This is a genomic window from Okeanomitos corallinicola TIOX110 (genome assembly GCF_038050375.1).
Lineage (GTDB): Bacteria > Cyanobacteriota > Cyanobacteriia > Cyanobacteriales > Nostocaceae > Okeanomitos > Okeanomitos corallinicola.
In genome coordinates this window covers 3815309-3837231 of sequence record NZ_CP150886.1, presented here as the reverse complement: position 1 = coordinate 3837231, position 21923 = coordinate 3815309, and the positions used below count along the sequence as shown (strand labels likewise).

At 37.7% G+C, this 21923-nt stretch carries 19 protein-coding genes; 10 read left to right on the top strand and 9 right to left on the bottom strand.

Annotated elements, in window-relative coordinates:
• Positions 1-115: 115 nt before the first annotated feature.
• The 6 genes from WJM97_RS16775 to nblS all read left to right on the top strand — a co-directional run bounded on the left by WJM97_RS16775 (position 116) and on the right by nblS (position 8273).
• Complete coding sequence (locus WJM97_RS16775; RefSeq protein WP_353929925.1) at positions 116-883, top strand: PspA/IM30 family protein; 768 nt, start codon at positions 116-118, stop codon at positions 881-883.
• Between the two features lie 189 nt (positions 884-1072).
• Positions 1073-1408: a thioredoxin family protein gene (locus tag WJM97_RS16770; protein WP_353929924.1), complete on the top strand. Its 336-nt coding sequence runs from the start codon at positions 1073-1075 to the stop codon at positions 1406-1408.
• A 72-nt stretch (positions 1409-1480) separates the two neighbouring features.
• Positions 1481-2677, top strand: coding sequence for an LL-diaminopimelate aminotransferase (locus WJM97_RS16765; RefSeq protein ID WP_353929923.1), 1197 nt, complete (start codon positions 1481-1483; stop codon positions 2675-2677).
• 46 nt (positions 2678-2723) lie between these two features.
• On the top strand, positions 2724-4604 hold the full coding sequence (uvrC, locus tag WJM97_RS16760) for an excinuclease ABC subunit UvrC (RefSeq protein WP_353929922.1): 1881 nt from the start codon (positions 2724-2726) through the stop codon (positions 4602-4604).
• 210 nt (positions 4605-4814) lie between these two features.
• A complete protein-coding gene (gene purD / locus WJM97_RS16755; RefSeq protein WP_353929921.1) occupies positions 4815-6101 on the top strand; it encodes a phosphoribosylamine--glycine ligase in 1287 nt (428 codons plus the stop codon).
• 156 nt (positions 6102-6257) lie between these two features.
• On the top strand, positions 6258-8273 hold the full coding sequence (gene nblS / locus WJM97_RS16750) for a two-component system sensor histidine kinase NblS (protein WP_353929920.1): 2016 nt from the start codon (positions 6258-6260) through the stop codon (positions 8271-8273).
• Positions 8274-8444: 171 nt separating this feature from the next.
• Here the strand turns inward: nblS and WJM97_RS16745 are convergent, their stop codons facing one another.
• Entirely contained in the window at positions 8445-10085 is a 1641-nt protein-coding gene (locus WJM97_RS16745) for a Ppx/GppA phosphatase family protein (protein WP_353929919.1), read from the bottom strand.
• Positions 10086-10363: 278 nt separating this feature from the next.
• On the opposite strand from WJM97_RS16745, the gene WJM97_RS16740 reads away from it, so the two are divergent.
• Positions 10364-11263, top strand: coding sequence for a 4-hydroxybenzoate solanesyltransferase (locus tag WJM97_RS16740; protein WP_353933195.1), 900 nt, complete (start codon positions 10364-10366; stop codon positions 11261-11263).
• A gap of 228 nt (positions 11264-11491) precedes the next feature.
• A complete protein-coding gene (locus WJM97_RS16735; RefSeq protein ID WP_353929918.1) occupies positions 11492-12070 on the top strand; it encodes a hypothetical protein in 579 nt (192 codons plus the stop codon).
• Between the two features lie 52 nt (positions 12071-12122).
• Here the strand turns inward: WJM97_RS16735 and WJM97_RS16730 are convergent, their stop codons facing one another.
• The 4 genes from WJM97_RS16730 to WJM97_RS16715 all read right to left on the bottom strand — a co-directional run bounded on the left by WJM97_RS16730 (position 12123) and on the right by WJM97_RS16715 (position 14688).
• Positions 12123-12251: a hypothetical protein gene (locus WJM97_RS16730; protein WP_353929917.1), complete on the bottom strand. Its 129-nt coding sequence runs from the start codon at positions 12249-12251 to the stop codon at positions 12123-12125.
• Positions 12252-12357: 106 nt separating this feature from the next.
• Positions 12358-13140 carry an ABC transporter permease gene (locus WJM97_RS16725; protein ID WP_353929916.1) on the bottom strand — a complete coding sequence of 261 codons (783 nt, stop codon included), beginning with the start codon at positions 13138-13140 and terminating at the stop codon, positions 12358-12360.
• A gap of 114 nt (positions 13141-13254) precedes the next feature.
• Positions 13255-13998, bottom strand: coding sequence for a ribonuclease PH (gene rph / locus WJM97_RS16720; RefSeq protein WP_353929915.1), 744 nt, complete (start codon positions 13996-13998; stop codon positions 13255-13257).
• A gap of 105 nt (positions 13999-14103) precedes the next feature.
• A complete protein-coding gene (locus WJM97_RS16715; RefSeq protein ID WP_353929914.1) occupies positions 14104-14688 on the bottom strand; it encodes a nucleoside monophosphate kinase in 585 nt (194 codons plus the stop codon).
• Between the two features lie 315 nt (positions 14689-15003).
• Here WJM97_RS16715 and WJM97_RS16710 point away from each other — a divergent pair, with 315 nt between their 5' ends.
• Positions 15004-15540: a P-loop NTPase family protein gene (locus tag WJM97_RS16710; RefSeq protein WP_353933194.1), complete on the top strand. Its 537-nt coding sequence runs from the start codon at positions 15004-15006 to the stop codon at positions 15538-15540.
• A 33-nt stretch (positions 15541-15573) separates the two neighbouring features.
• Here the strand turns inward: WJM97_RS16710 and WJM97_RS16705 are convergent, their stop codons facing one another.
• The gene (locus WJM97_RS16705; RefSeq protein WP_353929913.1) at positions 15574-16131 is read right to left on the bottom strand and encodes a redoxin domain-containing protein; all 558 of its coding nucleotides are present in this window, start codon (positions 16129-16131) and stop codon (positions 15574-15576) included.
• Positions 16132-16234: 103 nt separating this feature from the next.
• Positions 16235-16846, bottom strand: coding sequence for a peroxiredoxin (locus tag WJM97_RS16700; protein WP_353929912.1), 612 nt, complete (start codon positions 16844-16846; stop codon positions 16235-16237).
• Positions 16847-17048: 202 nt separating this feature from the next.
• Between WJM97_RS16700 and WJM97_RS16695 the strand changes: the two genes are divergently transcribed.
• Positions 17049-19046, top strand: a complete 1998-nt coding sequence (locus tag WJM97_RS16695) for an amylo-alpha-1,6-glucosidase (RefSeq protein WP_353929911.1) — start codon at positions 17049-17051, stop codon at positions 19044-19046.
• A 90-nt stretch (positions 19047-19136) separates the two neighbouring features.
• On the opposite strand, the gene WJM97_RS16690 is transcribed toward WJM97_RS16695, so the two are convergent.
• Both WJM97_RS16690 and WJM97_RS16685 read right to left on the bottom strand, forming a co-directional pair.
• Positions 19137-20501, bottom strand: coding sequence for a cytochrome P450 (locus WJM97_RS16690; RefSeq protein WP_353929910.1), 1365 nt, complete (start codon positions 20499-20501; stop codon positions 19137-19139).
• A 122-nt stretch (positions 20502-20623) separates the two neighbouring features.
• Positions 20624-21715 carry a saccharopine dehydrogenase NADP-binding domain-containing protein gene (locus WJM97_RS16685; protein ID WP_353929909.1) on the bottom strand — a complete coding sequence of 364 codons (1092 nt, stop codon included), beginning with the start codon at positions 21713-21715 and terminating at the stop codon, positions 20624-20626.
• Positions 21716-21923 lie beyond the last annotated feature (208 nt).

Genomic DNA, 21923 nt, shown 5'->3' with positions numbered 1-21923 from the left:
GAGAAAGGATACCATTCCTAACTAAAAAGATTAAATTTAAATTAGGTAGCTCTTAAACAGTAAAAAACTCCACTGTCTAACCAAGCGCGTAAACCTCACAAGGAAAAACAAAGTTATGGGATTATTTGATCGTATTAAAAGAGTAGTCGGTGCTAACGTTAATGATTTAATCAGCAAGGCTGAAGACCCAGAAAAAATGCTGGAACAGGCTATTCTGGAGATGCAGGAAGATTTAGTACAGTTACGTCAGGGTGTTGCTCAGGCGATCGCTGCCCAAAAGCGCACTGATAAACAGTACAAAGACGCAGCCACAGAAATGGACAAATGGCAACGCAATGCCCAACTAGCACTCCAAAAAGGTGAAGAAGACCTAGCAAGACAAGCATTACAGCGCAAGAAAACAGTTACTGAAACTGCTACAGCCTTAAAAACTAGCTTAGACCAGCAAACTGCTACAGTAGAAAATCTCAAGAAAAATTTAGTCCAGTTAGAGAGCAAAATTTCTGAAGCTAAAACTAAGAAAGAAATGCTCAAAGCTCGGATTACTGCCGCTAAAGCCCAAGAACAACTGGGTTCTATGGTTAGTAATATGAATACTAGCAGTGCCATGTCAGCATTTGAGCGCATGGAAGAAAAAGTGATGATGCAAGAAGCCCGCGCTCAGTCCGTGGGAGAATTGGCAGGATCGGGTTTAGAAAGTCAGTTTGCTCAATTAGAATCTGGTAGTGATGTAGATGACGAACTAGCAGCTTTAAAAGCAAGTATGCTACCTCCTGCAACTTCTGCTAGTCAGCCACAACTACCCGCAGAACAAACCAGTAAACCAGCTGAACCTGTAGATTCTGAATTAGAAGCTTTGAAAAAGCAATTAGATCAGTTGTAATTTTTGCAAAAATCAAACTGCAATAATTCCCACACCTCTTGGTAGTGGGAATTTTTTATATCTTGGACTGCTAATTTCTGACTCCTGTACGGGTTTAGCACTGCTAAACCCCTACTGACTCCTGAGCTACTTTTACGATAGAGTAATTTGTGTGTCAACTTTTAACAATGCCACCTAATGGAGACTTTAATGAGTAAGGGTGTAATAACTATCACTGACGCTGATTTTGAAACAGAAGTTTTGAAAGCCGATCAGCCTGTATTAGTTTACTTTTGGGCTTCCTGGTGTGGTCCTTGTCAATTGATGTCGCCAATGATTAATCAAGCAGCTACTAAATACAGCGATCGCCTGAAAGTTGTGAAAATGGAAATTGACCCTAATCCTATAACTGTCAAACAGTATCAGGTAGAAGGTGTTCCTGCGCTCAGATTGATCAAAGAAAAGGAACTGTTAGACTCAACTGAGGGAGTCATCAGTAAAGATAAATTACTCAGCTTCTTGGAGCAACATCTAAATAGTAATTAGTCAATGATTATTTGTAGGGGTTTAGCATTGCTAAACCCATACCATTACACTAATACTAATGACTAATAACCAATGAATAAAATAAAATTTGCTAACCGACTACAGTTCTTACAATCTAACGTCTTTGCGGATATGGATACAGCTAAATCTGTGGCCATATCTGCCGGCAAAGAATTAATTGATTTGTCTTTAGGATCTTCAGATTTACCTGTACAAAATCACGTTTTAGAGGCCATTTCCCAATCTCTCTATGACCCCAGTACCCACGGTTATTTGTTATTTCGGGGTACTCAACAATTTCGCCAAGTTGTAGCTCAGTGGTATGAGCAAAAATATGGTATTTCTGTTGACCCAGAAACAGAAGTTTTACCTTTAATTGGTTCTCAGGAGGGAACTGCCCATTTACCCCTAGCAATCCTTAATCCTGGTGATTTTGCCCTCTTATTAGATCCTGGCTATCCCTCCCATACAGGTGGAGTTTATTTAGCAGGGGGGCAAATTTATACAATGCCGTTAACAGCAGAAAACAATTTTTTACCAATCTTGACTGACATTCCCCCTTCAGTTTTATCTCAATCCAAGATGATGGTTCTCAGTTATCCTCATAATCCTACCAGTGCGATCGCTCCTTTGTCTTTCTTCCAAGAAGCGGTAGAATTTTGTCAACAACACAATATTGTTTTAGTCCATGATTTCCCTTACGGAGATGTGGTTTTTACAGACGATAAAATTTCTAATACTCAATCCATAGCTCCCTCTATTTTTCAAGCCGACCCACAAAAAAGTATTTCTATTGAATTTTTTAGCTTGTCCAAGTCATACAATATGGGTGGTTTTCGGATTGGTTATGCAATTGGTAATGCCCAGTTAATCAGAGCTTTAAAACAGATTAAGGCAAATGTTGACTTTAATCAATATTTAGGAATTTTAAACGGAGGGATCGCCGCATTATCAGGCAATCAACAAGGTATAAAAAACACAATTACCACTTTCCGCCAACGTCGAGATACTTTTATCAAAGCCTTACATAAAATTGGTTGGCAAGTTCCCACACCAGAAGCAACAATGTATATCTGGGCAAAATTACCAGAACCTTGGAGTCATAATTCTATCCAATTTTGTACTGAATTGGTTAAACAAACTGGAGTTGCAGCTTCCCCAGGAGTTGGTTTTGGTGCAGCGGGAGAAGGTTATGTCCGTTTTGCCTTGGTGCAAGACTCATCAATATTAGAAACTGCTGTAAGTAGAATTTCTGAATTTATGAGTTAGCTTAAAATAGATAAAGGTATATTTGTAAAATTACCTAAATTTAACCGTGACCACATCATCCCAAGCTTTACCATTAGTTAAAACACCAGAAAAACTAGAAAATCGCTTAACAGAAATTCCCGCAGAACCGGGAGTTTACTTAATGCGAGATAGTAGTGATCGCATTATTTATATCGGTAAATCTCGTAAATTGCGATCGCGTGTTCGTTCCTATTTCCGTGACTCTACCAACAAAACCGAACGCATTAACACAATGGTGAAATTAGTGACAGAAATTGAATTTATTGTCACGGACACCGAAGCAGAAGCCTTAGCATTAGAAGCCAACTTAATTAAACAACATCAACCATACTTTAACGTTTTATTAAAAGACGATAAAAAATATCCATATCTTTGTATTACTTGGTCAGAACAATATCCACGTATTTTTATCACTCGTAAACGGCAATTAGGAAAAGCCAAAGATAAATATTTTGGCCCATATACAGATTCTGGATTATTAAGAGAAATATTTCACCTTTGTAAACGTATTTTTCCCCTCAGACAAAGACTAAAACCTTTGTTTAAAGACCGGACTTGTTTAAATTATGATATAGGGCGTTGTCCTGGAGTTTGTCAACAACTAATTTCTCCCCCAGAATACCATCAAATTGTCCAAAAAGTAGCCATGGTATTTCAAGGTAGAACCCAAGAATTAATTGATATTTTAACAACACAAATGGAAACGGCTGCGGAAGAATTAAACTTTGAAACAGCCGCAAAAATACGTGATCAAATTACTGGTTTAAAATCCTTAACCGCACAACAAAAAGTATCTTTACCTGATGATACCATATCCAGAGATGCCATAGCCTTAGCCGCAGATGACCAACACGCCTACATTCAACTATTTCAAATTCGTGCAGGTCAATTAGTAGGAAGATTAGCCTTTGTTGCTAATTCCGAAGCTGAACCAGGAGCAATATTACAAAGAGTTTTAGAAGAACATTACCAAACAGCAGAAAATGTAGAAATTCCCAGCGAAATTTTAGTACAACATGAATTATTGGATGGAGAAATTTTAGGGGATATTTTAACAGAACGTAAAGGCAGAAAAGTGACAATCATTGCCCCTCAACGGCAAACAAAAGCCGAATTAATAGAAATGGTGGAAAAGAATGCCCAATATGAACTCCAAAGAATGCAAAAGTTGGGTGATAGTAATCAAAAATCATTAGCAGATTTAACGGAAATATTAAACTTATCAGAATTACCAAAACGGATAGAAGGTTATGATATTTCTCATATTCAAGGTAGTAATGCAGTAGCTTCTCAAGTCGTATTTATTGATGGTTTACCTGCCAAACAATATTACCGTCATTATAAAATCAAAAATCCTAATATTACCATTGGTCATTCCGATGATTTTGCTAGTTTAGCAGAAGTGATTCAGAGGAGATTTAGAAAATATATTGAAGATCCTAAATTAACAAGATTCGGTAATTCTGACTGGCCAGATTTAATAATGATTGATGGTGGTAAAGGTCAATTATCTGCCGTAGTTTCTATTTTAGAAGAAATGAATTTATTAGCAGATTTGCAGGTAGTAAGTTTAGCCAAAAAACGGGAAGAAATATTTTTACCAAGAGAATCAAAACCTTTAGAAACCAATTCCGAACAACCAGGAGTACAATTATTAAGGAGATTGCGAGATGAAGCCCATAGATTTGCAGTTAGTTTCCATCGTCAACAAAGAAGTGATAAACTCAAGCGATCGCGTTTAGACGAAATACCAGGACTAGGACACCATCGGCAAAAACTGCTATTAGCCCATTTTCGATCCGTAGACTATATCCGTCAAGCAACCACAAAACAACTAGCCGAAGTCCCTGGAATTGGTACACAATTAGCCCAAGAAATTTATAATTATTTTCATCCAGATCAATAAAATCATTAAAACAGATTGATTAAACATTCTCACTCCTGAATTCTGACAAAAAAAACGGAATAGGAAATAGAAACTGTCCTATTCCTGCAAACTTCAGGTCTGAGTAAAATCTTGATTATTTGACCCAATAGTGAAAAAATTACTCTACGAGTGTCTTTTTAGGTATTCGCATTTTTTTCGCATTTTTGCTAGGAACGCAAGAGGGAAGACGTGAAGGTTTTAGTTGTCGGTAACGGGGGACGTGAACACGCTCTAGCGTGGAAACTGCTACAATCACCAAAAATTGAACAAGTTGTCTGTGTACCTGGAAACGGTGGAACTGCAACCATGCAAGGTTGTCAAAACTTACCCCTAGCAGTAGATGACTTTGAAGGTATAAGTAAATTTGCTGTAGAAAATGATATTTCCTTAGTGGTAGTCGGACCAGAAGTTCCTTTAGCAAAAGGTATTACAGATTATTTGCAAACCAAAGGATTAAAAGTATTTGGGCCAGTACAAGCAGGAGCGCAAATAGAAGCTAGTAAAGCCTGGGCAAAAGCTTTAATGCAAGAAGCAGGAGTTCCCACAGCCAAAGCAGCGGTTTTTACAGAAGCAACAGCAGCGAAAAATTATATCCGCACAGAAGGAGCGCCAATAGTTGTTAAAGCCGATGGTTTAGCAGCTGGAAAAGGAGTAATTGTCGCTCAAACCGTTGCACAAGCAGAAACTGCCATTGATGATATTTTGCAAGGACAATTTGGTAGTGCAGGTAATTCCGTCGTCATTGAAGAATGCTTATTAGGTCAAGAAGTTTCCGTTTTAGCAATAACAGACGGGATAACAATTCGTCCCTTACTACCTGCTCAAGATCATAAACGCATTGGTGAAGGCGACACAGGAGAAAATACAGGTGGGATGGGAGCTTATGCACCTACACCCATCGCCACACCAGAACTAATGGAAAGAGTACAAACAGAAGTTTTGGAAAGAACCATTACCGCATTGAGAAACAGAGGCATTGATTATCGAGGAGTGCTGTATGCTGGTTTAATGGTGGCAGCCAACGGTGACTTTAAAGTTTTAGAGTTTAACTGTCGCTTTGGAGATCCAGAAACCCAAGTGGTTTTATCATTATTAGAAACACCCCTGGAAGATTTAATTTTGGCTTGTATTCATCAACGTCTTGGAGAAATGCCTCCCTTAGACTGGAAAAAAGGTTCAGCAGCTACCGTAGTCGCAGCTTCAGGAGGTTATCCTGGAGACTATGATAAAGGTAAAGTAATTACCGGGCTAGAAGCAGCAAAATTAGCAGGAGCAATAGTATTTCATGCTGGGACAAAGCTAAATGCAGACGCACAAATAGTTACAGACGGTGGTAGAGTCTTGAATATTACTGGTTTAGGTGAAAATTTTCAACAAGCGATCGCTAAAGCTTACACTGGAATTAAAGAGATTCAATTTTCAGGAATGTATTACCGTAGAGACATAGGTCATCGTGTCCTGAACCAAGAATCATAAGTTAGCAGGTTAGTAGTTCTTTCATCCCACCACCATCACCTCCACCTACCTTCTCAACTTTTCCCTAACACCTTTTGGGAATTAACTGTTAATTTTTAAATGGTTGGTTGGGATAGAAAACCAAACAACTACAACTATATATAGTCAATATTTAAGATGCTGGCTTTTTTAACAACAATCCGTAACGTCATTAATCATTGGTGGTACGAGTTTACCCTCCAAACCAAACTTCTAGCAGTTGCTACTCTAGTAGTTTCTCTAATCATGAGCGGACTAACCTTTTGGGCAGTGAACACAATTCAGCAAGATGCCCGTCTTAATGATACCCGCTTTGGTCGTGATCTGGGACTCCTACTAGCTTCCAATGTTACCCCCCTAATTGCTGAAAATAATCTTACAGAAGTAGCTCAATTTTCCCAACGCTTTTACAGCAGCACATCCAGCGTTCGATATATGTTGTACGCTGATGAAACCGGAAAAATGTTTTTCGGCATACCTTTTTGGGAGCCAGAAGTAGAAAATTCCCTCACCATTGAACGCAAAATACAACTACCAGAAGATTATCCCAGTAATGAAGACCAGCCCATGGTGCGCCAACATAATACCCCAGATGGCGTAGTTACGGATGTTTTTATTCCCTTGATAGCAGATAGCAAATATTTAGGTGTCTTAGCTATTGGCATCAATCCTAACCAAACCGCAGTCATATCTACTAATTTTACCCGTGATGTCACTATTGCTGTGTTCATCACAATTTGGGTAATGGTAATTTTGGCAGGAGTGATTAACGCTTTAACAATTACAAAGCCAATTAAAGAATTATTAGTAGGTGTTAAACAAATCGCCACTGGCAATTTTAAACAGCGAATTGACTTACCACTGGGAGGGGAACTAGGAGAACTTATTTTCAGTTTTAATGAAATGGCAGAGCGTCTAGAACGCTATGAAGAGCAAAATATTGAAGAACTCACCGCCGAAAAAGCCAAACTAGAAACATTAGTTTCCACTATCGCCGATGGTGCAGTCTTAATTGATAACAATATGCAAGTGATTTTAGTCAACCCCACAGCTAGGCGTATTTTTACCTGGGAAGGGGTTGATGTAGTCGGTAAAAATTTACTGCATCACCTACCTCAAAGTGTGCAAATGGAAATTAGCCGCACACTTTATGAAATGGCAGCAGGTGAGCGTGAAAGTGCTGAGTTCCGTATTCTTTTAAATCAACCTACTAAACGAACTATCCGTATTCTTTTAACTACAGTCTTAAACCTGCAAAGGGAAAGTATTAAAGGTATAGCCATAACAGTCCAAGATATTACCCGTGAGGTAGAACTCAACGAAGCTAAAAGCCAATTTATTAGTAATATATCCCACGAACTACGCACACCGCTATTTAATATCAAAACATATATTGAAACCCTACATGACTACGGTGAAGATTTAGCTGTCGAAGAACGACAAGAATTTTTAGCCACGGTTAACAATGAAACAGATAGACTTACTCGCTTAGTAAACGATGTCCTAGACTTATCAAAATTAGAATCAGGTCGTACCTACAGCTTTAACGGAGTTGACTTAGCACAAGCTCTTGAGCAAACTCTACGTACATATCAGCTGAATGCCAAAGATAAAGGTATACAACTGGTTCAAGAAGTCACCCCCAATTTACCCCTGGTCATGGGTAACTATGATTTATTACTGCAAGTATTTGGTAATTTAATCGGTAATGCCCTCAAATTTACACCAGCAGGAGGCAAAGTAGCAATTCGTGCTTACCAGTTAGACCCTCAACCTATAATTTCTGGCTCTGCGGCTGATAACAACAACACAAAACAAGAACATTATTTTAATAGCGTCTCTTATGATAACAATTATCATGAACAAGTACGCATTGAAATAAGTGACACGGGAATAGGAATTGCACCAGAAGACCAACAAGCCATATTTGACCGTTTTTTCCGAGTAGAAAACCGGGTTCATACTCTTGAAGGTACAGGTTTGGGTTTGTCAATTGTCAGAAACATCATGGAAAGACATCACAGTCAAGTTCACTTAGTGAGTGAAGTAGGAGTTGGTACTACTTTCTGGTTTGACTTAACCATTGTTAATGATGAAATTTCATCCGTAGCAGCAGACAGGATAGAAGATAAATCCAAAATAATAGCCATATAACTCCCAAGTACAAAAATCAGGATGTTAAGAGGGTGATTAAAAAGCAAGACCTATTTAATGATCGGATTTTTTGAATAAAAAACATATATTCTCTATACAGAATCCCCAAAATAATAAAAGTGCGCTAACCATTACTAACGCACCCTAAAAATTAGCGGCTTTAGAAAAAAATTACCCTGCTAAATTAACTAAACTCGCCACAATTTTGACTTCAAAAACATCCTCAAACACAGATTTTTTATAATCTAAACTCCACAATTCTAAAGCACAATCATCATCAGATTGAGATGAAAAATTTAACATTTTTAATTCTTTTGAATCTGGTAAATAATCACACTGTACATGAGAAATTGCTCCTATTTGTCTCCTATCTAAAGCCACAGCTAATCTTAAAATTGCACTCAGTTGACAAACTATTTGTCGGTGTTCTTTATGCAGTAAATTCCGGTAATTTTCGTGCTTTTTCTTGGGTACAGATTTACGGTGATAACGAGCTAAATTAGCGATGATTTCGATTTCCGTTTCGTTATAACCCAATAATTCACCATTTCTAATTAAATAGTATGAATGTTTGTGGTGTGCAGAATGGCTGATATAATGACCACAATTGTGTAAAATTGCCGCAGCCCAAAGTAATTGACTTTCATCTTTACTCCAGGTATGTAATTTTCCTTGAGTTTGATCAAATATACTTAATGCAAAAGCAGCAACCCGTTCACTATGTTCTAAATTGACTTGGTATTTATTAGCAATTTTGAAAACATTTCGCTCTTTAATTGATGTTTGATAGCGGAGGCGATTATCAATTAAACCGTGGGTTAACATCCAATCTACAATTACACCTTCGCGTAAAGAACGCTCACACAGTACAATTGATTCTACATTTAACAGGCTCATTACTTCCTGTAATATCACTGCCCCAGCTAGTATCACTTCTGACCGCTTTTCTGGCATTCCTGCAACAGCAGCCCTCTCTACATTGTTCATCCGTCGCAAACGTGTCACCCATGTCCGCAAGTCTTGGAGAGTAAATTGATAACCATTGAGGGTGGAAGGAACAACACCCATTTTTTCCTTAGCATGGATGGTTGCAATGGTTTCAATAGTGCCTGATGTTCCTACCAACTGGTGAGATTCGTGAGTCTGGAGATGGGAAAGTACATCTTCTACAGACCTTTCTAACATTCCCCGTGCATAGGCTTGCAGATATTGAAATTCTTGATCACTGATCGGATCAGTGGTAATATATTCTCCTGTTAATCTGACTGCACCTACTTTTGTACTGGTGAGACTGCGGGGTTCTTGGGAGTCTCCTAAAATTAATTCCGTTGAACCTCCGCCAATATCAACAATAATATGGGGTTGATGATTAAATTCCATCCCAGAAAGGACACCTAAATAAATGCGTCGTGCTTCTTCCTGTCCGGAAATTAAGTCAATATTTAAACCTATTTCTGTTTCTACTTTGTGGATAAAATCTTTACCATTGGGAGATTCTCGGACAGCACTGGTAGCGACAGCAATAATACTTTCTGCTTCCAAACTTTTAGCTAATTCTTGAAAACGTCCTAAACAAGCGATCGCCTTTTTGATTACTTCTGGTTTTAATTCTCCCGTTTCTAAATTGCGATCGCCCAATCTTACCGTTTCTTTTTCTTTAGCAATCATTGTAAAAGATGGTAGTGTCGGTTCAATTTTCACTACTACCATGTGTAAAGAATTAGTGCCGATATCAATAGCTGCAATAATTCTATTTTGCTTAACTGGTTGATTTAGTACACTATCCCAGTCAGCTGAAACTACATTCAGCATTTATGTTTCTCTCTATTAAATAACGGATGGCTAATTGTGGGTTTAATCCCCACTCAACACTTACTACGTACAATCTATTACAATCTATCGGCTTTTGCAGTTAAATCTTGACAGTTACCAAAAATCAACAAAAATATCGCCACCTAATCTGCGTTTATCTGCGTCTATCTGCGTTCAATGAAATTCATATCTAATTTACATCCTTTAACCGAAACCCACATCTACAGCCAGCAAATAACGATATTCTATAAATGAAAGTATATGTAAAAGCAAGAAACATGGTAACAACACCAGAAAGTCACCAAGAACCATTATCGCTAATCATTATTCGTCTCTTACGTTGGCACAAACCCGAAGGTAGATTAATTTTAATGATTCCTGCACTCTGGGCTGTGTTTTTAGCCGCTGCTGGTAAACCCCCTGTACCCCTAGTAGGAGTAATCATACTAGGCACTCTAGCTACCAGTGCTGCCGGGTGCGTAGTCAATGACTTATGGGATCGAGATATAGATCCCCAGGTAGAGAGAACACGCGATCGCCCCTTAGCTTCCCGCGCCCTTTCGATCAAAGTAGGTATCGCAGTTGGGATCATTGCCCTAGCCTGTGCAGCAGTTCTCGCCTTCTATCTTAACCCCTTGAGCTTTTGGTTATCTGTAGCAGCCGTACCCGTAATTTTACTTTATCCTGGTGCAAAACGAGTTTTTCCCATACCTCAATTAGTCCTTTCCATCGCTTGGGGTTTTGCCGTATTAATTAGCTGGAGTGCAGTTACACAAAACATTTCTACACCCACCTGGTTACTTTGGGGGGCGACAGTTCTTTGGACTTTAGGTTTTGATACAATTTATGCTATGAGCGATCGCCAAGATGATCAACGCATTGGTGTCAACTCCAGCGCCCTATTCTTTGGTAAATATGCCCCCATCGCTATTGGTATTTTCTTTCTTGGTACAGTAATTCTCCTCACTGGAGTAGGAATTTCAGTCAATCTTAACAATATTTTCTGGTTGAGTTTAATCATTGCTACTGGTGGTTGGACTTGGCAATTTATACGCTTAACCAAACCAGAACTACCCAACCCCATCTATGGTTTCATGTTTCGTCAAAACGTCTGGATTGGTTTTTTAATTTTAGGTGGCATAATTGCTGGTTCTTTTTCCATCCCTTCAATACCATAATAGACAAATTTAGCCCCCTTTTTTGAGGGGGTTGAGGATATCCATCAGTTCCTCAAATTACCATCAGCAACTTTTAAAATCACTTCTCAAATAAACTGTTATTTTTGTTACTAATTTCATTGACTAAATCTAATTTTTGTATCTCTAGCGGTAGATTCAAAATCATCATGATCGCCTTTTAATCAGTAGGGATATTAATTAATCTACTAGCTAGATTTACTCAATTAAATGCAGCAATCTATTTTTGTCAGACTCGCCACAGTTTGTCTATTTTCTCTTGGTAGTTTTAGCATATCTTTAGCCAGTTTTCTCCTCACCAAAACGGCTGATCACAATAGCAGTCCACAGATAATTACAGATGTATCACTTTATCAAGAAATCCGTGATTATAAATGGTCTAATAGCCAACAAATACAACATTTTCCAGCGAACATTCTCGCTAACACCAAACCCGTATCTATGGCTTATTCATCAGGTTGGAGACAAAGCAGTAGTTTTTTCCAAGTTCGCTTAAAACAATCTCCAGAGCAAATTAAAAAATTATTTAATCACTACAATCAAATTGCAGAGCATCAATATCAAGGAGGTGATACAAACGACCATATTAAAAAACCGAATGGCGTTCCCACTACATTTTTTCATACCAGTCAATCTGAGATAGAAACCTTCCCCAACACATATCAAATATTGGTATTAAAAGCACAGGAACAAGGACAACCTGGATTTAAATGGAAGCATGGTAGCAGTTATGGAGTAGCAATTAATATTTCATCTGCGGAAATTGTTTATTGGGTCGAACAGTGGTAATTTAATTTCAGAAAATAAAAATGGGGAAGTTTATGCCTAAATTATTCCCATATTACAGTTCGTTGCAAATCAATAAGCTAAGTAAATTATCCATAACGACTACAAATCCTGACCATAATTGAGTCACTAAAAACTTCTCAATAAATGCCTCAAATGCTTTACTATCCATTGAGTTATTCATTGTCATTTTTGCTTAACTATCGCTTGACAATTAAGACAGTCGCTACGAATCATACTTTTTCCAATTTGGACAAGGTATTGATGTCAAGAAAATAATCTGTATATCTTTAACTAGAAGCACTGGTGTAAAATTTCAAGGCAAACCGCCAAAACCAAGTAGAAACCAAAAATAACACTCCAGCTAAAAATACTGCACCTATTAACCAACTTAACCTACTCTCACCTAACATTGCTTGTGCGGGAACGGTAGTTAAAAATGCAACTGGAACGACAAAGGTAAAGAAGATACGATAAGCTGCTGGATAGGCTACAATTGGATATCTGCCAGCTTCTAATAAACCTCTCAATACTTCAGTCACATTGTATATTTTAACGAACCATATAGTCATTGTTCCCAAGATAAACCACAAGCTGTAAAGAATAACTAAACCACAAGTCAAAGGCAAAATACTCAGTAAATAGTTGTTTATTCCTAAACCCAAACGTTGACCTGCATGGACGATGATGATGCAACCAAAGATTAAATCTGGTAGTCCCCAGGGTGATAGGGTATGAGTTGATAGCCAGAATTGACTGCGGATAGGTTTTAATAGTACAAAGTCTAAAGTACCTTCTTGGACATGACGAACTATGCGGTTTAAATTGGGAGCGAGGAAGGAAGCTGAAAAACCTTGTAGAAGCGTAAAAATTCCTAATACTATTAATGCTGCTTCCCAGGACCAACCTGGAAAAGTGTAGTCTTTTCTGTAAAATAAGAATAAGCCAAAAATGCTACCTGCAAGATTTCCTAAACTGGTGAGGGTAGCTATGACAAAGTTGAGACGATATTCCATTTCTGTAGAAATAGCCGCTGTCCAAAAAAGTCGGATTACTTTTAGGTATCTTTTCATCTATTTTTGTCAGAATTTCCATATTATAAATATGTAATAATTAGCCCAAAAATTAATCTATAAAATCATATAATAATTAACTTTTGGTAACTATTAATGGGTAAATATGAGTTATTAATTTCCAGTAAATATGGTATCCCAATCATCAATTATATGACGTTGAGCCATTAATAATTCTTGTATTCCTGTTTCTGCAACATCTAACAATTGATTTAACTGTTGACGGCTAAAACTACCTTCTTCGGCTGTTCCTTGAACTTCAATAATTCCTAGTTTGTGATTCATGACTACATTAAAATCTACGGTTGCGGCTACGTCTTCAATGTAGTTAAGGTCTAAAAATGCTTCTCCTTCTAGTAGGCCGACAGAAACCGCAGCTATTTGTCCACAGAGTGGAGAACGCGCTAATTTTCCTTGCTGCAATAATTGAGAAATAGCATGAGCGACAGCGATATAACTACCTGTGATTGCTGTAGTCCTTGTACCTGCGTCAGCCTGGAGTACATCAGCATCTACAGTTAATGTCCGTTCCCCTAGTATTTCAAAATCTAAAGCGGCTCTTAAACTACGTCCAATTAAACGTTGAATTTCTTGTGTTCTTCCTGATAATTTCAAGAATTCTCTTTGCTGTCGTTGTTGTGTGGCAGCTGGTAACATCCGATATTCGGCAGTTAACCAACCTTTTCCACTACCTGTTAAAAATTTAGGTACTCCCTCAGTCATGGTAACGTTACACAGTACCTGAGTATCTCCACATTTTGCTAACACTGAACCAGGTGCAAAGCGGGTAAAGTTAGGGGAAAAACTAAGTGGACGTAGTTCTTCACGTTTTCTACCATCGGGACGTTGCCAAGCCATGAAATTGCCTCAAATTTTTTCTATTCTGTGTTTAACATTATCCCTATCATTAGTCATTTATTCATTGGGAACAGGGAATAAGATAAAAAGTTTTTAACTAGGTTGTTACTTACTATGATTGAGCAAACTAAGAATATTGTGCTGTACTTGTTCTGGTGGATTGTCACCATTGATGGTTAATAGACGGCGACGACGGTCATAATATTCTAGAATGGGGATAGTGCAATCATAAAATAGTTCTACACGTCGCTGGACTATTTCTGGTTGATCATCTGGGAGCGATCGCCCTAATGAACGGTTAACCATGACTGCTTCTGGTACTTGCAAATATATTGCCCAATCTAACTTTTCTTGCCAACTGTCTAGTAAAAAATCTAGTTCTTCTGCTTGAAAAGCCGTACGGGGATATCCTTCTAATACCCAACCACTATTCACATCTTCTTGACTCAGACGCAGTTTCATAAACTCAATCATGATTTCGTCTGGAACTAATTCCCCTTTGACAACATAAGCTTGGGCATTTTTCCCTAAATTATGTAGTTCTCTGTGATCAGTGTCTGATTTATTATCAGTTATGGCTGTCCTTAATATCTCCCCTGTAGAAATTAGAGGAACATCAAAATACTTACAAAGCCTGTGTGCTTGAGTGCTTTTTCCAGATCCTGAACCTCCTAAAATCACTAATTTCACAATAGTTCACTCCTCATATTCTCGAAACTCTCTAGGGATTTTTTACCTAAATTCAATGATAAATCTATTTTTTTAATAATTTTCAGTCCCTAGCTCGGATTTTAAATTAATCAACACTACCCAGAATTAGTTTTTATTGTTACCACTACTTTTAAGCAAGAATCACAAAAATGTCAATCACTATATTTATTGACTTGAGAATAAATCTGGTGTTTGACTAAATAAGGTGAATCATCAAATAAACTAGAGATAGACGAGAATATTTTCTTGTCTCAATCCCTAAAACGGCTATTTTAGTTTTTAAACTTAATTATGATGGTTGCACAGCTAGAAACCCCAAGTATCAATTCCAGTCTTAACTTACCATATTCTGTGGAAGGCCTAGTACAAGTTTTCACTAGCCCAAATCGTAACTTTTTTACCAGCGTTATGGCGCAAGCACTGAGAATTGCTGGTCAAGGTACACCAGTTTTAATAGTGCAGTTTCTCAAAGGCGGTATTCGTCAAGGACATGATCAACCTATTCACATGAGTCAAAAATTAGATTGGCTACGCTGTGATTTACCCCGCTGTGTTGATACACCACATTTAGAAGCAGCAGAAATTCAGGCTTTACAAAAATTGTGGGAATATACACAACAGGTAATAGCTGAAGGAAAGTATTCTCTAATTGTGTTGGATGAGTTAAGTTTAGCTGTGAATTTTGGTCTAATTCCAGAAACAGAAGTATTGGAATTTATAGCCAAACGTCCCAGCCATATTGATATGATTTTTACAGGTTCAGAAATACCTAAATCTCTGTTGGATGTGGCAGACCAAATTACAGAAATTCGTCGCAGTCATCAACCATAAAAAACCAGACATGAAACAATTTATATGGCGAGTCTATGAATTGAGAATCTCCTTGTCTTTAAATTGTTCTAATAATTTTTCTACACTGGCATTGTGATCCAGAAATGAGAATAAATGTCTGTAGATTAATTTACCTTCTTGATCTAACACAAACTGCGCTGGTAAAGGTGCGCCTAATGCTTGTCCTGTTTGATATGTTCTAAAAACATGACAACTGGGATTTATTAACAAGGGCATTTTTAAACCTAAGTCTTGCACTACTATTTGACTTTGTTTTTTATCGGTGCTAGTAATCATCAAAATTTCTATCCCCCGATTCACAAATTCCTGATAATTTTCGTTTAAAGCTTTAATGTGGGGATAGCAAAATGGACAATATTGTTTTTCTGTAAAGATCCGAGTGAAGGCTAAAATAACAGGTTGTTTTTCTCGGTAATCTGATAATTTTACTGTCCGATCATTAGTAACATCTGTTAATTTAAAATCTGGTGTTCCTACTCCCAATCTCAATTCATCTAGTGCTGGTTTAGGTAGAAAATTGCGGAAGAATCTTTCATTAAATAAACCTGTAAAATCTGTTGATGTTAGCATAAATAATCTATATTTTTAGTTTAAAAATTCATAGGTAATGGGTAATGGGTAATGGGTAAATATTTAATTAATCACCAATCACCAATCACCAATCACCAAGTCTTTATACTTCTGCGAAGTAAACTTTAGACTTCACAGGATCGGGAACCATTGTTTTTTCTCCAGGTTGCCAACCAGCAGGACAAACTTCATCGGGGTGAGATTGAACGTGCTGAATAGCTTGTAATGTCCGCAATGTTTCTTCAACGCTGCGACCAAAAGCTAGATTGTTGATGGTAGAATGCTGGATAACGCCTTCTTTATCAATGAGAAATAAACCACGCAAAGCAATACCAGCGGCGGGATCAAGAACGTTATAGGTAGCACTAATTTCTTTTTTGATGTCGGAAACTAGGGGATAGTTTAAGTCACCAACACCACCGGATTTGCGATCTGTTTGAATCCAAGCCAGGTGAGAAAATTCGCTATCTACGGAAACACCAAGAACTTCTGTATTCAGTTTCTTGAATTCTTCGTAGCGATCGCTAAATGCTGTGATCTCAGTGGGGCAAACAAAGGTAAAGTCTAAGGGGTAGAAAAACAGAACGACATATTTACCGCGATAGTCGGAAAGTTTGATTGTCTTAAATTCCTGATCATATACAGCTGTTGCTGTGAAATCAGGTGCTTGTTGACCAACACGAAGGCATCCTTCTGTTCCGTATGAAAGTGTCATTAACCTAGTTCTCCTTCATCTTATATCCATTTTTTACGTGGGTTTTTGGGTCAGGTATACCCTACCCTGCCACGTTTGTCACAGTTTAGTTACGATCTGTTACGAATATATCATACTCATTACGATTTTGATTATCTGATAATTAAGGTTTCGCGCAAAAATCTTCTCGATCACACACTTATGAATTACGAATTACAATCGAATGTTTGATTTAGATACAAGAGAATGGTTACTAACAAATGGCTGTGGTGGTTTTGCCAGTGGTACAGTTTCTGATGTGCATACAAGAACTTATCATGGTTGGTTATTTGCGGCGATAAATCCCCCTTCAGGTAGAAAATTATTGCTATCTCATTTAGAGGCTAGTTTAGAAATACCGGGAAAAATCATAGCATTAGGAACAAATATTTGGGCTAGTGGTGAAATTAAACCCACTGGCTATAGATTTCTGCACCATTTTGATATTAACCCAATTCCTGAATGGGTTTGGAGTGGGGATAATTGGCAGTTAAGCAGAAAGTTGGTAATGCCGAATGGGTTAGGAGAAGAAGATAGATCTAATTGCCAAAGAGTTTTGATTGAGTATGGTTACGAGGGGAAACAAGAGGGAATTTTAAGGTTAAGACTGTTAATAGGCGATCGCGACTTTCATCATCAACAAGTTGGGAGTGAGAAAATCCAGTTTTCCCAATTACTCAGTCAACAGGTATTGTGTCTACAGATCAACAATTGCGGGCAATTTGGTACACCTTGGCATTTACGATGGACAAAAGGAGAGTATCAAGCCGATGGTTTATGGTACTGGAATTATGCTTTACCCGCAGAAACCAAAAGAGGATTAGGCGATCGCCAAGACCTTTACAGCCCCGGTTATTTAACAGTTAAACTACAACCAGGGGATACCGTCACCCTAGAAGCCAAAGTAGGTTTACCAGACCCCCAAACACCGATTCTGACATCGGATAGCTTTGTAGAAGCAGTAGCAGCAGAACAAGAAAGACTAGCGCAAACTTTTGGATGGAGAGAAAGCAACTATTCACCTTCACCTACTTATCAACAACTATTAAAAGCCAGTGATCAATTTATTGTCTATCGAGCTTCTATAGATAGTCCGACAGTAATAGCTGGATATCACTGGTTTAATGACTGGGGTAGAGATACTTTAATTGCATTACCAGGATTAACCTTAGTTACAGGGCGGTTTGCAATAGCAAAAGGACTATTAAAAACTTTTGCTGCTTATTGTCGTCATGGACTCATACCTAATGCTTTTCCTGATGAAAATAGCCAACCATTTTATAACAGTATTGATGCAGCTTTATGGTGGATTGAAACTTTAGGACTTTATTTAGAAGCTACCCAAGATTGGCAGTTTTTAGCAGAACAATTTCCCATTGTCCAGCAAATTCACAAAGCCTTCATTAGTGGTACTCATTACAATATTCAATTTGATCCTATTGATGGGCTAATTTCCTGGGATGCGAATGGAGTGGCTTTAACTTGGATGGATGCCTTAGTTGAAGGAGTACCAGTCACACCCCGTTGTGGTAAACCAGTGGAAATTAACGCTTTGTGGTATTCAGCTTTATGTTGGTTAAGTCAATGGGCTGAATATTTGAGCCATGAAGATATAGATAATTCTATTCGTTTACATAATCAAGCCCAACGTTATCAACAACAAGCAGAACAGGTAAAAGCTTCTTTGCAAAAGTTCTGGAATTCCCAGTTAGGTTATTTATATGATGTGATTAATCCAGATGATCTTCGTAATTCCCAAATTCGACCCAATGCAGTTTTAGCACTATCTCTGCATCACTGTGGTTTTTCTGAACAACAAGGCCGTAAAATTTTGGATCTAGCAACTTCTCGACTCTTAACTCCCTATGGTTTGCGAAGTCTTGATCCTGGTGATCCAGAATATGTGGGTAAATGTGAGGGTAGTCCACAAAAACGCGATCGCGCTTATCATCAAGGTACGGTTTGGACTTGGTTAATTGGTGCTTATATTCGAGCCTGGGAGCGTTTTTACCCAGAAGTACCTATACCTTTTGATTGGCAACCGCTTGTAGAGCATTTTTTAGCTGCTGGTTGTTTGGGTTCGATTTCAGAAATTTTTGATGGTGATGCACCGCATATATCCAGGGGTGCGATCGCTCAAGCTTGGTCTGTTTCTGAGGTAATTCGTCATTTTCAATCATGAGGTAAAACCTTGAATCATCCAAAACTATTGTAGTGCGGGCATCCTGCCCGCTATGTGTACGGAGAAGTCGAATTATTTAGCCAACCCTAACTAAACTCCTGCGGTATTTTTTACCCTTTCTCGTTTACCAGTTGCTACCAACCACTGACCACCAGAAGGTGCTAAAGTTACACCCCGACGCACAGGTTTGACAGGAATATGATCTAATAGTTTTAAATCCATTTGTGACATAATAGTTGCTAAAACTAGCTTCATTTCAAACAGTGCAAAGGACATTCCTAAACATTTCCGCTGTCCACCACCAAAGGGTAAATATTCATAGGGTGCAAATTGCTTTTCTAAAAAGCGTTCCGGTTTAAATTTTTCTGCTTCTGGATATAAATCTGGCCGACGATGGGTTAAATAAATACAGCCTAGTAACAATGAACCCTGGGGAAATTCATAACCCATAATTTCCATTGGTGACTGAACAATACGAGGTATAGTTACCATGACAATGGGATAAATGCGGAGAGTTTCGTTACAAACTGCGGTTAAATAAGGAAGGCGGAAAATTTCATTTTTATCTGTATTTTCATCCACATTATTTAACTCATTTAACAGTTTTTCTCTGACTTCTGGTAAACGATGAATCCAATATAATGCCCAGGTGATAGCGGAAGCAGTGGTTTCATGGCCTGCTACTAATAAGGTCATTAATTCATCCCTTAATTCCACATCTGTCATTGCTTCCCCGTTTTCATCTCGCGCTGACATCATCAGGGAAAGAATATCATTGCGATCGGGATCATGATGATCTCTGCGTTCTTGAATTTCTGCATATAATAATTGATCAATTTTTTCTCTTTGTTTTAAAAAATATCCCCAAGGACTCCATGCACCTAAATCTTTTTGTAGTATGGGGAAAAAATTGACAGCTGCACGTAGTGGACTATCACCGAAATTTAAAATTGCACAAAGTAGAGTTTGTAATTCTGTAAATCTTTCCCCTTCATAGATACCAAAAACCGTGTGTAATATCACCTTGAGGGATATTTCTTGCATGGCATCCCTAACTGAAAATGGTTCACCAATTTGCCATTTATTAATGACTTCTGTAGTCAGATTGGTGATAATTTGACCGTAGGCTTTCATGCGATCGCCATAAAATGGAGGTGTTAATAAACGACGTTGGCGTTGATGTTGAGTACCACCTAATAATAATAAAGATTTTTCTCCCAGTAGAGATTTTAAAAGTTGTGAACCTCTAGCATCTAATTTATCTATCGGTGCTGCAAAAATTTCCTGAATTGCTTGGGGATTACTAATCAAAGTTATTGGCTGATCACCAATGATAGATAAATTCACAAAATCACCATAATCTCTGGTGCTTTCTGCCATTAATTCTAAAGGATTAAATAGCCATTGTAACCGTTGGATAATTTTAGGTTTTTCTGAACTAGGTAAGCTAGGCATAACAAAAAATTCCCACTAATTATTATCTTTTTAGCTTAACAAATCTATTTGCAAATTCCCAATATTTACACAAACCAAATATATGTTTCATTGATACTTCTGAAATAAAAAATGTATTATTTTCAGCATTGAAAATTAATCTCGATATTTCTTTCTTGGACAATTTGGTTAAATAATTCTGTCGTTAATGCTGCTTCCACAGGAGAGACACCGGGATTTTTTAGTTTACCTGCTAGTAATAATTTAGCAATACTACCTGTACCCATACCAGCGGCTATCGCTGTATTTTCATGTAGTAAGGTAGAAGTATAAACTACATTTTTTCCGTCTTTTTTACCTGTAACTTCTGCCCTGACTGCTACACCGATGCCAGTAAATATATCTGTAAAATCTGTCATTTGATGACTAACATGAGATAAAAATTCAATGGTTTCATGTTTCTGTATTAACCATTGCGGGAAAATATGAGCAGTAATCCAAGTTAAATGGTTATAAAAATCGGGAACTGATCCAAATTTAGTAATTACGGTTTTAACTGTAGGAAAAGAAAGAGGAAGTGTAACGGTTTCTGGCATATCAAACCAATAAACACCACTACGTAGATAGGGTGCAGGAAATATAATTTCTTCTCTATCTGTATAAGGTTTAATTACCTGCCATTCTCCATTTATCCAAGCTGTAAAAGGATGCTGTAAACCTAAAAATGTAGTTCGCATCACCGTGACACCCGCGCCTCCAGAACCAGAAACCAAATAACTTAAATGAATTTTTTGTGGGGTGTCTAACTTATCAACTAATTGCCTTACCAAACTATTAGAAATACCAGGAAAAATTCCCGTGTTAATAATTGCTGTCACTCCAGCATTTACAGCTTTTTCATGTAAATTAAGGGCTTTTTGGGTATAGGAACGATGATCACTAACATCAAGATAATTGACACCTTGATCAATGCAAATTTCTAAAACTTGGGTATCTCGATGGTGAAAAGGGCCTGCACAGTGAATGACGAGATTAGATTTGGCGATCGCATTTTTTAATTTTGCAGTTTCCTGTAAATCTAAACTTAAATATTCTACCCTTTCACCCAAACTTAAACTATGTTCTGGAGAACGTCCAGTAATAGTAATATTTACCTGAGTATGTTTTAAAATATCCTCGGCAACTGCACTACCAATTCTACCTTTTCCACCTAAAATTAATACACTCTGTGTCATAATAAAATTTTTAAAAACAGTATTTTTATACAGCAGTTTCCTTACACTGTTGGCGGGCAAGATGCCCACCCCACAAGAGTTTCATTATTACAGCACTTTTGGACTAAATGAGGTACACCAATTTTAGAAGGTCTTTTTAAAACTTAAAGTAAGGGTTTAGCATTGCTAAACCTCTACAATACTGTACCTCATAAACCTCGAAACTGCT